This window comes from Phenylobacterium sp., assembly GCF_020253645.1.
Lineage (GTDB): Bacteria > Pseudomonadota > Alphaproteobacteria > Caulobacterales > Caulobacteraceae > Phenylobacterium.
Window position 1 is genome coordinate 1 of sequence record NZ_JADCBG010000128.1, and the last position, 11028, is coordinate 11028.

Genomic DNA, 11028 nt, shown 5'->3' on the forward strand with positions numbered 1-11028 from the left:
AGTCGCCCGGAAGAGAGATCTCGTCCTCGAGGAAGGCCCCGAAGGTCGTCGTCTTCCCCCAGGTGGAGGCTGAGAAGACGGGGTTGGAGGCGTTCTTCCAGGCGGTGGTGGTGAAGGTCTCGGACCTCGTCTCATAAAGGTTGGCGTCAGCCCCGAAGGCGACGGCGTGATCGCCGAACGTCCTCTCCAGGGTCACGGCGCCCGTCCACCATCCGGGTTCCCTGGCCCGGGTCTGAGTTCCCGCGCCGTTGACCAGCCCGGTCGCCATGTCCCGGGAGGTCCGCCCATCCTGGCTGGCGATCCAGTATCGCGAGACATTGGCCGACACCGTCCAGCCGTAGGCGTCGCCGCCTGACCGCAGGCCGGCGAGATACTCGGTTCGACGGGTCAGGGACTGGGTGAGGCCCGTCGCGTTCCAGGTTCGTCCGCCGAAGGCCACGCGGCCCTGCCAGACCGGCGATCCACTGGCGTCCTTCAGGAAGGTCCGCGTGTCGGTGAGGTCCTGATCGGTCAGCCAGGCGAAGCCCATGGCCTCCAGCGTCCACCCGTTGTCCATCTCCCAGCCGGCGCGAAGCCGGAACTGGTCCTGGATGACACGGACCGGTGAGGCGGCGCCGAAGACCGGGGTCGCCAGCCTCGGGTCCACAAAGGCTCCGGTCACCGCCGTTCCCGTCCCGGTCGCGGGGGTCAGGAGGTTGTAGGTCATGGACTGGCCGGTATTCTCGAAATGCCGGAAGCCGGCCCGCAGGCTGAACGGCGAGTCTTCAGGCTTCCAGGCCAGGCCCGCCTCGGCGCTGTAGCCCCGGAAGGTCTCGTCGAAGCCGTACTCCGTGAAGGGCATGAGCATGACCTGGGCCTGGCCGTAGACCTCGTTCCGCTCGGGCGCCCGGGTGGTGACCGAGATCACCCCGCCCATGGAGTTGCCGCCGTAGCGCGCCGAGTAGGGGCCGTAGACGATGTCGAACTGCCGGACTTCCGCCGGGCCGACGACGTTCCACTTCGGCGGGAAGTCGAACCGGTTGCCGAGGAAGTTGGACACGACGAACCCGTCGACGAGGACCAGGGTCCGGGCGCTCTGGACGGTGTTGGCGCCCCGCAGGGCGACCACCGCGTTGTCGTCGCCGGCGAAGCGCTTCCGGACGAAGAAGTTGGGCGCGTACTTCATCAGGTCTTCGACATTGATGGCGTTCACGGCCCGGAACTCGGTCTCGCCGAGGGAAACGGACAGGCCGCGTGGCTGGACGGTGATGGGCTGGTCGCCCTGGCCGATCACGATGACCGCGTCGACTTCAAGGATTTCGGAGGCTTCAGCCGAACTTGCGGCGTAGGCGCTCTGCGGGGTGGCGGCGAGGCAGAGGGCCGCCGCGAGGGCGCGGCGCGAGGCGCCGCCGCGAAGAGGGGATTGCATGCAGAATCTCTCGTCTGAACGTCAGGCGGGGCCGGACGAGGCCGGCCGTGGCGACAGGTTCAGGCGAGGCGAGGGGGGCCGGTCTTGGGCGGCGGCGGGGCGGGGAGCCCCAGTCCGGGACGCAGGTCGTTGGCCTGGGCACCCCGGGGGGCCGAAGGGGTGGGCCATGGGGCGGGAACCGGCAGCAGTGCGGAGTCTGCAGGGGAGAAGACGGCGAGGCCCGCGAAGGCGCAGGGAGAGTCCGGCGAGGCCTCGGCGGGTTCCGGCCCTGAGTCCGGATCACCAGGCTGGAGAGCCATCGCGCCCTGGCCGGTGCAAAGAGTCATCTGCAGGCCGCCGTCCGGCGCGACCTCGAACATGACGCCGGCAGGGACGAGAACACGGAGCGTCACCGCCAGCGCCGCCAGCAGAGGGGCGGTCCGTCGCAACATCCCGAGGAGGCTTGTCCCGCGCATTGCGCCGGTGCTTAGGCCAAGGCTCGGGGTCTGTCCAGCGGACGCCGGGTCGCGTTGTCAGCCAGGGTCATCCGCGCAACACTGGCCCGATGCCGAAACCTTTTCCCGGGCAATCCCTCAGGCGCCGTGCGGACTCTGTGCTCGTCGAGCGTGGGTTCGCCGAGAGCCGCGCCCGCGCCCGAGCGGCGATCGAGGCGGGAGGGGTGAGTGCGGATGGCCAGCCCGTGGTGCGGGCGTCCGACCTGATTTTTCCCGAAGCGGAGATCGCCTATGCGCCCGCCTTCGCAGAGGTCAGTCGGGCCGCCGCCAAGCTTAAGGCTGCGCCTGGCTTCGCCGAGGCCCGACTTGACGGTCTGGTGGTTCTGGATGTGGGCGCCTCAACCGGGGGATTTACGGAGGTCTGCCTCTCCAGGGGCGCCGCCAGGGTCTACGCCGTCGATGTGGGCCGTGGCCAGCTTCACCCGCGGCTAGCCTTCGATCCGCGGGTCGTCAGCATGGAGGGCGTCGACGCCCGCCGCCTCGACCCTGTTCTTGTGCCTGAGCCGCCGCAAGTGGTGGTGTGCGACGCCAGCTTCATCAGCCTCGCCAAGGTTCTGCCTGCAGCCCTCAAGCTGGCCGCCCCCGGCGCGCTTCTGTTCGCTTTGGTCAAGCCTCAGTTCGAGGTGGGTCCGGACAGGGTGGGGAAGGGGGGCGTGGTGAGGGATCCCGAGGCGCAGGATAAGGCCCTCAGGGCCGCATGCGCCTTTCTTGAGGCCTCGGGATGGCGCGTCGTCGCGAGCGCAAGGAGCCCCCTCACCGGCGCCGACGGAAACATCGAGTTTCTGGTCTCCGCCAGGAAATCCTGACTATTCGCGGCCGCTGGCCCGCCAGACTCCATCGGCGTTCTGGCAGACCTCGAACTGTCGCGGGTTACCATCCTGGGGCGACTGCTGAACCCAGCGGCAGTTCTGACGGCTGTAGTCGGTCTGGGTGATTTCCGGCGGATAGTCGATGCAGGTGACCGATCCCCGCCCCACCGCATAACCCAGGCCCGCCCCGGCCGCGGCGCCAACGATGGTTCCCGTCGTCTTGTTTCCCTTCCCGGCGATCGCCCGGCCCAGAAGGGCCCCTCCGATGCCGCCAACCACGGCTCCGGTGGTCCCGGCCTCCTTCTTCTTCTGGTCGCAGACGTCGCCGCGGCCAAAGTCCCCGCTCGGCGGCTCGGCGAGCAGTGGGCCCGGGACGCCGGCAAGAACAGCGATGGCGGCGACGAGGGTGACGACCTTGCGCATGTAACGACTCCGGATCCGACCGACCTGCAGCCTATGGCAGCCGGCCTCGAATGCAAGATCGCCGGGGGCTCCCTTGCGGGAGACGAAACAGTCTAGACTGGACGTCATGCCGCCCCGAAGACCTGGTCCGAGCCGCCCTGCGCCGCCCCCTCCGTCGGAAGCGCTCGAAGTCGAGTCCATGGGCGGGGAGGGAGACGGTCTGCTCCGTGACGCCGCGGGAAGGGCCTGGTACGCGCCTGGCGTTCTTCCCGGCGAGCGGGTCCTCCTCGAGGCTGGACCCCATGGGCCGGTCGTTATGGCCGTCGAGACGGCCAGTCCGGATCGAAGAGCGCCGGCCTGCCGGCACTTCGGCGCCTGTGGCGGATGCGCTTTCCAGCATTGGGAAGATGGGGCCGCCCTCGCCTGGAAGGTCGAGCGCCTCCGGGCCACCCTGGCCTTGGAGCGGCTAGAGACGGAGATCCTGCCGGTTGTGAAGACTCCGCCAGGCGGTCGTCGGCGCGTGGCCCTTCACGCCCGCAGGGGTCCATCCCGTGACGAGGCGAGGGTCGGCTTCAAGGCGCGACGCTCCTGGACCCTCGTGGAGATCGCCGAGTGCAAGGTGATGGAGCCCCGGTTGGCTCGCGCCCTCCCTTTGCTCCGGCGTCTGGCGGCGCCTTTCCTGGAGCATCAGCGCTCCGCCCCCGCCCTGCACACCGTCATGACCCAGACAGGTCTCGATATCGATGTCACTGGAGTGGAGGCGCGCTCAGGCGGTCTGTCCGCCGACGCCCGGCAGACGGTGGCCCGGATCGCCTCCGAGGGGGATATCGCCCGCCTCACCCTGGCGGGGGAGATCCTGTTCCAGCAGCGCCTTCCGGAAATCCAGTTCGCCGGGGTCCGGGTCGTCCTGCCTCCGGGCGCCTTTCTGCAGGCCTCGCCGGTGGCCGAGGCGGCCATGGCCGAACAGGTCGTCCGCGCCGTCGCCGGCGCCCGCCGTCTTGCGGACCTGTTCTGTGGGGTGGGGACCTTCACCTTCCCCCTGGCGCGCCTCGCTCCGGTGCTGGCTGTCGAAGGCTCGGCCCCGGCGATTGCAGCCCTTTCCGCCGCAGCCGGGTCCGCGCCAGGTCTCCACGGCGTCACGACCGAGGTCCGGGATCTCTTCCGGAGGCCGGTGCTGGCGGCGGAACTGAAGCGGGTGGACGCCGTGGTGTTCGATCCGCCTCGGGCGGGCGCTCTGGCCCAGGCGTCCGAACTGGGCGCCTCCGGCGCGGCTCGGGTGGTGGGGATCTCCTGCAACCCGGCCACCTTCGCCCGGGACGCCCGTCGCCTGGTCGACGACGGATTCCGGCTCGAAAGCGTTCTTCCGGTGGATCAGTTCCTGTGGTCGCCGCACCTCGAACTCGTGGGCGTGTTCTCGCGTTGATCGCCGCGCCTTGCCCGCACGGTGCTGAACGGGCAGTCTCCTGGCGTTTGCTTGGGGGAGTGCCGGGATGACCGGACTGGCGCAGGATCGCCGGCATGAGGCGGCGCGCCGGGATCTGGCGGCCCTGTTCACACTCGCCTGGCCGGTGGTCATCTCCCGCCTCGGGATGATGACCATGGGTCTCAGCGACGCCGTCGTCGTCGGTCGCTACTCGGCCGTCGAGCTCGGCTGGCACGCGATGGCCTGGGCGCCGACCACCATTGTCCTCGTCGTGGGCACCTCGCTCCTGGGCGGGGTCCAGGTGATGACCGCCCGCGCCATCGGGGAGGGCAAGCCCGAGGAGACCGGCGCGGTCCTGAGGCGCGCCCTGGTCTATGGCGCCAAGATCGGCGTCCTGGCGGCCCTGGTCCTGTTTTTTCTGGGGCCCTGGATACTCAGCCTCCTCCAGCTGCCGGACGACCTGGTCGCAGGGGCGACCCCGCCTCTGCAGATCTTCGCCCTGTCCATGCCCGTCTTCGTGGTCGGTTCAGCCTGTTCCGCCTGGCTGGAGGGGCTCGGCCGCCCGAGGATCGGCGCTGTCCTGATGTGGGCCGCCAACATCGTCAACCTCGTCGCCCTGCTGATCCTTGTCCCGGGAACCTTCGGTCTTCCGGCCATGGGCGCCACCGGAGCTTCGATCGCCACCCTGATCGCCCGGGGCGCCCTGACGCTGGCCCTCGCCATTTACATCCTGCGCATGCCCGAGGCGCGGAGCCTGGGAGTCTTCGCGCCGACGCCTCCGGCCCCGCAGGCTGCGCGGGAGCAGACGCAGATCGGCCTGGGAGCCGGCGCCTCGGGCTTCTTCGAAATGGCCGCCTTCGCGGGCATGAACGTCATCGCCGGATGGCTGGGAACACTGCAGGTGGCGACCTGGAGCATTGTGGTCAACGTGATCTCCCTGGCCTTCATGGTCCCTCTGGGCATCGCCACCGCCGTTTCAGTGCTGGTGGGGCGGGCCTATGGCGCCGGGGACCTTGCAGCCATCCGTCGCATCAGCCTGATCGCCTACGGCGCAAGCGGCGCCTTCTGCGTCCTGGTGAGCCTTGGCGTCTGGATGGGAGCGGGCCTGATTGCGTCCGGCTACACGACCGATCCCACGACCCTCGCCCTTGCGGTCCCGGCCCTGGTCCTGGCCGCCGCCGCCATACCTCCGGATGCGCTTCAGGTGGTGATTGCCCAGTCCCTGCGGGCTCGGGGAGACATTCTCATTCCCACCCTGACGCACTTCGTCAGCTATGTTCTGGTGATGGCGCCCCTGGCCTGGTTCCTCGCGCTTCCGGCCGGCCGGGGCGTGAACGGGATCGTCGAGGGGGTCCTGCTCGCCAGCATCCTGTCAGCGGGCCTGCTGCTTGTCCGCTTCGCCGTCCTCTCGAGGCGTCCGGTGGGATGACCGCGACCGGCGACTGGACGGATGCTGAGAACGACCGGATCGTCGACGACTATTTCGGCATGCTGGCGGAGGATCTGGCCGGCAGGCCTTACAACAAGGCTGCGCGCAACCGTGCGCTTCAGGCCCAGCTTCCTGCAAGAAGCCGAGGCTCCATCGAGTGGAAGCATCAGAACATCAGCGCGGTCCTGCGCAGTATGAACGAACCCTGGATTCCCGGCTACAAGCCCGCAGTGGACTTCCAGGAGTCGCTGATCGATGCGGTCATCCGACTCCACAGACGCAGTCCTGTCCGTGCGCACACAATCCCTTCTCTCCAGCCCGTGAATGACGCCGCGGCCTTGTTCCTATCCGCCCCACCCGTTCCGCTGAACCGCGACGTGCTCGAAGAGAAGCAGCGCAAAGCCCTGGATCGCCGCTTCGATCCCGCCGAAGCCGACGCCAGAAACCGGGACCTGGGCCGTGCAGGCGAGGCCCTTGTGCTGGACTTCGAACGTTGGACCCTGCGACGCTCAGGTCGGAATGACCTCGCCGAAAGGGTCCGCTGGACCTCGCAGGAAGACGGCGACGGGGCGGGCTACGACATCGCCAGCTTCATGCCCGACGGACGGCCCCGCCTCGTGGAGGTCAAGACCACCAACGGGTGGGAACGCTCCGCCTTCCATATCACCCGCAACGAGCTTGAGGTCGCCAACGACAACCGGGACGTCTGGCGTCTTGTCCGGGTCTGGAACTTTGCGCGGGAGCCCCGGGCCTTCGAGCTGGCGCCGCCGCTGGACGCCCATGTCAGCCTGATGCCGACGAGCTTCCTGGCGCGTTGCGCCTGGCCCTCGACGCCGAGGATCCAGCCCTCCTCGCGCTCTGCGTCGGCGACGACCTCAGGGGCGAGGCCCTTGCCGGGGCCGAAGACGGCGCCGAGCTTGCCCGCTTCGTCCAGCTTGGCGAAATGCTCGGCCGTGACCCGGACCTGGGCTAGGTCCTTGACCTCGCCCGGGCCGGGCTGGGCCTTGTAGAGCGAGGGATAGACCTCTGCGGCCACCACTTCGACGCCTGCGAGGTCCGTCTCCGACAGGTTTCGGAAGCCGGTCTCGAAGGGCCAGATGCGGAAGCCTGCGCCCCGGGCGGCCTGGAGGCGACGCACGAAGGGGATTCCCAGCAGGGCCTGACCGCCGACCGAGCCGTTGTAATAGAGCTTCCAGATCGACGCCGCCTTGGCCGCTGCGTCGGCGTGGCGGAACTCTGGCAGGTCACCGGGACCGTGCTCGCGGGTGCGCTTGGGCTGGAGGGTCGTGAGGGCGTCCTTCGGCGGGCAGCCCCAGAAGGGAAAGGGCCCGCCTGTCATGCGCCGGTTGATCTCCGAGCCTACCCCGAAACGGTTGTTGGTGTTGTCCGGCTTGTCCTTGACCATCTTTCCAAGCTGGTCCCAGGCAGAGCGCCAGGGCGCGTCGCCCGGAAGGTTGAGGGCGTTCGCAAAGCCCCGCGGAAAGCCCAGGGGAAAGTCAAAGCCAAGCAGGGCCCGCTCCGAGCGCTTGCGGAAATTATCGAGCAGGGCGGTGAGCTTGGTTTCAGCCTCGGCCCGGGTCGATGGGTTGAAGGCCTCAAAGGCCAGGCGAAAACGGACGTCGCGCTTCATGACGCCGATCCAGACGGAGTCCGCCCCGGTGGTCGGCTTGGCGGCGGCGCTCCAGTCGACGATGACATAAGCGTTGAAGAGGCGTGACACGGTCGGGCTCCGGGGAAGGGAGTGGTCTCTTTAACCTCTCGGAGCACCCGCGCCAACGGGCGGACTTGGTCGGCCACCGGCGCCATGTGAGAGTGGAGAACGTTCTCTGGAGGACCCGACCTTGATCCACGCGCTGCGCACCCCTGAAGACCGTTTCTCCAACCTGCCCGGCTTTCCCTGGGCTCCCCGATACATCGACGATCTTCCGGGTTACGAGGGTCTCCGGTGTGCCGTGATCGACGTGGGCGGCGGCCCTGGCGCCCCGGCCGACCAGCCCACCTTCCTGTGCCTCCATGGCGAGCCGACCTGGAGCTATCTCTACCGCAGGATGATCCCGGTCTTCCTCGCCTCCGGCGCCCGGGTGGTCGCGCCCGACCTCTTCGGCTTCGGCCGGTCGGACAAACCGGTCGAGGATTCCGTCTACGGCTTTCACTTCCACCGCCGGATGCTGCTGGCCCTTGTCGAGCGGCTGGACCTTCGTGACATCACGCTGGTGGTCCAGGACTGGGGCGGGATCATCGGATTGACCCTGCCAGTTGACGCCGGCTTCCGGGGCCGGCTCGCCCGGCTTATTGCGATGAACACGACCCTGGCGACGGGGACCCCGCCCTCCGAAGGCTTCCTGGCCTGGCGAGCCTACGCCAAGGCCAATCCCGATATGGCGGTGGGCGCCCTGATCGGCCGAGGTACGCCTCACCTTACCGAGGCCGAGCGCGCCGCCTACGACGCCCCATTCCCGGACATCCGCCATAAGGCCGGCGTCCGCGCCTTTCCCGAGCGGGTCATGACCGACCCCGGCATGGAAGGGATCGAGGAGAGCGTCGCCGCAAAGGCGTTCTGGGCCCGGGATTTCAGGGGCCCGGTCTTCATGGCCGTTGGTGGGGCCGACACGGTGCTGGGGCCACCCGTGATGGAGGACCTGCGCCGGAGCCTGCCGACCTGCCCCGACCCCATGCTGATCCCGGAGGCGGGGCATTTCGTGCAGGAATGGGGCGGCCCCGTCGCCGAGGCCGCACTCCGGTCCTTCGCCGCGGGCTAGCTCAGCTTCACCAGCATCTTGCCCATGTTCTCGCCCTTGAAGAGGCCGATGAAGGCGTCGGGGGCGGCGGCGATACCCTCGCGAACGGTCTGGCGCCACTTCAGCTTGCCGGCTGCGTGCCAGCCGGCGAGGTCCTTCAGGAAATCGCTCATCATGTCCCAGTGGTTGGAGACGATGAAGCCTTCCAGCCGCAGGTTCTTGCCGATGATCAGGGCCATGTTCGACGGGCCGGGGACCGGAGCTTCGGCGTTGTACATGGAGATCATGCCGCAGATGGCGAAGCGGGCGAAGGGACGGGCGGCGTTCAGCGCCGCCTCGAGATGCCCGCCGCCGACATTGTCGAAGTAAACGTCCACTCCCTCGGGCGCCGCTTCGGCCAGGGCGGCCGTCAGGGCGACGGCGGAGTCGCCGACGGCCTTGTAGTCGATGACGGCGTCGACCCCGACCTCGTCCTTGAGGAACCGCGCCTTCTCGGCGCCGCCCGCGGAGGCGATCACCTTGTGGCCCTTGAGCTTGGCGATCTGGCAGACCAGGGAGCCCACAGCGCCTGCGGCGCCGGACACGAACACCACATCGCCGGGCTTGAGGGCGGCGACGCGAAGGAGGCCGGCGTAGGCGGTCAGGCCGGGCATGCCGGCGACCCCGAGGAAGGCTTCAGGCGGCAGGCCGTGCGTGTTCAGTTTCTGGACGTTCGAGGCCGGCGCATTGAAGGCCTCCCGCCATCCGTTGTTCGACTGGACCAGGTCTCCCGGATTCAGGGACGGGTCGTTCGACACGATCACCTCGCCGATGGCGCCGCCCTCCAGCGGCCTGCCCAGCTGGAACGGCGGGACATAGCTCTTCACGTCGTTCATGCGGCCGCGCATGTAGGGATCGACGGTCATCCAGGTGTTGCGGACCTGCACTTCGCCCGGACCGGGGGCGGGCAGGTCTACGGAGGCAAGCTCGAAGTTGGCGGCGGCGGGCAGGCCCTGCGGACGGCTGCGCAGGCGGATTTCCCGTGAAGTGGTCATGTCTTCCCCCTTTAAGTCTCTTGGCGAGGCGGCGGCGCCGCTGTTCTGGAACTGCGCCCAAGGTGGCGTGTGGCGACGCGGAATGCTAGCTGCAACCGAGGAGTCCGGAGCAGAGAATGACCAAGGTCCTGAGGGGCGGAGTGATCGGGGCCGGGGTGTTCGGCGGCTACCATGCGCGCCAGTACGCCCAGGCCGAAGGCGCCGGCCTGGCCGCCGTCTTCGACCCGGACCTGGAGCGGGCACGGGAAGTGGCGGCGCTTCATGGGGCGGTGGCCTTCGATGACCTCGACGCGTTTCTGAGCTCCGTGGATGTGGTGACGGTCGCCTCGCCCGGCGTCCGTCATGCCGAAGGGGCTCTGGCCGCCCTTCGCGCGGGGCGTTCCGTCTATGTCGAGAAGCCGCTGGCCGTGGACCTTGAAGAGGCCGACCGGATCCTGGCGGAGGCCAGCCGGCGCGGGCTCGTCGTCGCCTGCGGACACCAGGAAAGGGTGGTCTTCGAGGCGATCGGCCTCTTCAGCGCGCCGGAGCGTCCTCTGAGGCTGGAGGCGGTGCGGCAGGGCCCGCAGAGCCAGCGCAGCCTGGACATCTCGGTCGTGCTGGACCTGATGGTCCATGACATTGACCTTGCATTGTCCCTGGCCGCAGGAGCGCCTCTGGCGGCCGAAGGGGAGGGTGATGTCGCCTACAGCGGCGGCCTGGACGCCGTGCGCGCCGAGGTGACCTTCGACGACGGCTTCACTGCGGTCTTCGACGCCTCGCGCATGGCGCCGGAGCGCAGGCGGACCATGCGGGTGGTCTATCCCTCCGGTGAACTCGAGATCGACTTCCTGGCGCGCACCTTCCGCAACACCACCGGCTTCGACCTCAACCCGGACTTCGCGGAGACGCCGGGCGCCCGGGATCCCCTGGGCGCCAGCGTCGGCGCCTTCCTGGCCTGCGTGCGCGGGGAGCGCGACCGGCCTGTGGTCACCGGCGAGGAGGCCGCCCGGGCCCTGGACCTGGCCCTCGCCATCGAGCAGGCGGTGGAAGAGACCGGCCCCCGACACCACCTCTGAATTCCTGACCGGAGAGCCCTATGACCAGCCTCTACGACTTCACCTTCCGCTCCATCGATGGCGAGCCCCTTCCCCTCACCGGGTTCCGCGACCGCGCCGTTCTGGTGGTGAACACCGCCTCGCGCTGCGGCCTGACCCCGCAATACGAGGGACTTGAGGCCCTCTACGCCAGGTACCAGGATCAGGGCGTCACCGTGCTGGGCGTGCCCTGCAACCAGTTCATGGGCCAGGAGCCG

At 68.9% G+C, this 11028-nt stretch carries 9 protein-coding genes and 3 pseudogenes; 7 read left to right on the forward strand and 5 right to left on the reverse strand.

The window, feature by feature from the left end:
• On the reverse strand, positions 1 to 1408 hold a 1408-nt coding region (locus INE98_RS09000; RefSeq protein ID WP_293538355.1), incomplete at its 3' end, for a TonB-dependent siderophore receptor.
• 59 nt (positions 1409 to 1467) lie between these two features.
• A complete protein-coding gene (locus INE98_RS09005) occupies positions 1468 to 1839 on the reverse strand; it encodes a hypothetical protein (protein ID WP_293538356.1) in 372 nt (123 codons plus the stop codon).
• Positions 1840 to 1952: 113 nt separating this feature from the next.
• Here INE98_RS09005 and INE98_RS09010 point away from each other — a divergent pair, with 113 nt between their 5' ends.
• The gene (locus tag INE98_RS09010; protein WP_293538357.1) at positions 1953 to 2708 is read left to right on the forward strand and encodes a TlyA family RNA methyltransferase; all 756 of its coding nucleotides are present in this window, start codon (positions 1953 to 1955) and stop codon (positions 2706 to 2708) included.
• On the opposite strand, the gene INE98_RS09015 is transcribed toward INE98_RS09010, so the two are convergent.
• Complete coding sequence (locus tag INE98_RS09015; RefSeq protein WP_293538359.1) at positions 2709 to 3134, reverse strand: glycine zipper 2TM domain-containing protein; 426 nt, start codon at positions 3132 to 3134, stop codon at positions 2709 to 2711. It lies immediately after the preceding gene.
• Between the two features lie 106 nt (positions 3135 to 3240).
• On the opposite strand from INE98_RS09015, the gene INE98_RS09020 reads away from it, so the two are divergent.
• The 3 genes and pseudogenes from INE98_RS09020 to INE98_RS14550 form a co-directional block, all read left to right on the forward strand.
• Entirely contained in the window at positions 3241 to 4536 is a 1296-nt protein-coding gene (locus INE98_RS09020) for an RNA methyltransferase (protein WP_293538361.1), read from the forward strand.
• Positions 4537 to 4603: 67 nt separating this feature from the next.
• Positions 4604 to 5965 (forward strand): MATE family efflux transporter, encoded by a 1362-nt coding sequence (locus tag INE98_RS09025; RefSeq protein WP_293538362.1) that lies wholly within the window; start codon positions 4604 to 4606, stop codon positions 5963 to 5965.
• 194 nt (positions 5966 to 6159) lie between these two features.
• Positions 6160 to 6660 (forward strand): annotated as a pseudogene (locus INE98_RS14550) (DUF3883 domain-containing protein); the annotation flags it as partial.
• A gap of 137 nt (positions 6661 to 6797) precedes the next feature.
• Here INE98_RS14550 and INE98_RS09030 read toward each other — a convergent pair.
• A pseudogene (locus INE98_RS09030) lies at positions 6798 to 7685 on the reverse strand (cobalamin biosynthesis protein CbiG); the annotation flags it as partial.
• Between the two features lie 121 nt (positions 7686 to 7806).
• Here INE98_RS09030 and INE98_RS09035 point away from each other — a divergent pair.
• Positions 7807 to 8724 (forward strand): haloalkane dehalogenase, encoded by a 918-nt coding sequence (locus INE98_RS09035; protein ID WP_293538364.1) that lies wholly within the window; start codon positions 7807 to 7809, stop codon positions 8722 to 8724.
• Here INE98_RS09035 and INE98_RS09040 read toward each other — a convergent pair.
• A complete protein-coding gene (locus INE98_RS09040; protein WP_293538366.1) occupies positions 8721 to 9737 on the reverse strand; it encodes an NADP-dependent oxidoreductase in 1017 nt (338 codons plus the stop codon). The two genes, INE98_RS09035 and INE98_RS09040, sit on opposite strands and share 4 nt — an antisense overlap.
• A gap of 116 nt (positions 9738 to 9853) precedes the next feature.
• Here INE98_RS09040 and INE98_RS09045 point away from each other — a divergent pair, with 116 nt between their 5' ends.
• Positions 9854 to 10792 carry a Gfo/Idh/MocA family oxidoreductase gene (locus INE98_RS09045; RefSeq protein WP_293538368.1) on the forward strand — a complete coding sequence of 313 codons (939 nt, stop codon included), beginning with the start codon at positions 9854 to 9856 and terminating at the stop codon, positions 10790 to 10792.
• 20 nt (positions 10793 to 10812) lie between these two features.
• Positions 10813 to 11028 (forward strand): annotated as a pseudogene (locus tag INE98_RS09050) (glutathione peroxidase); the annotation flags it as partial.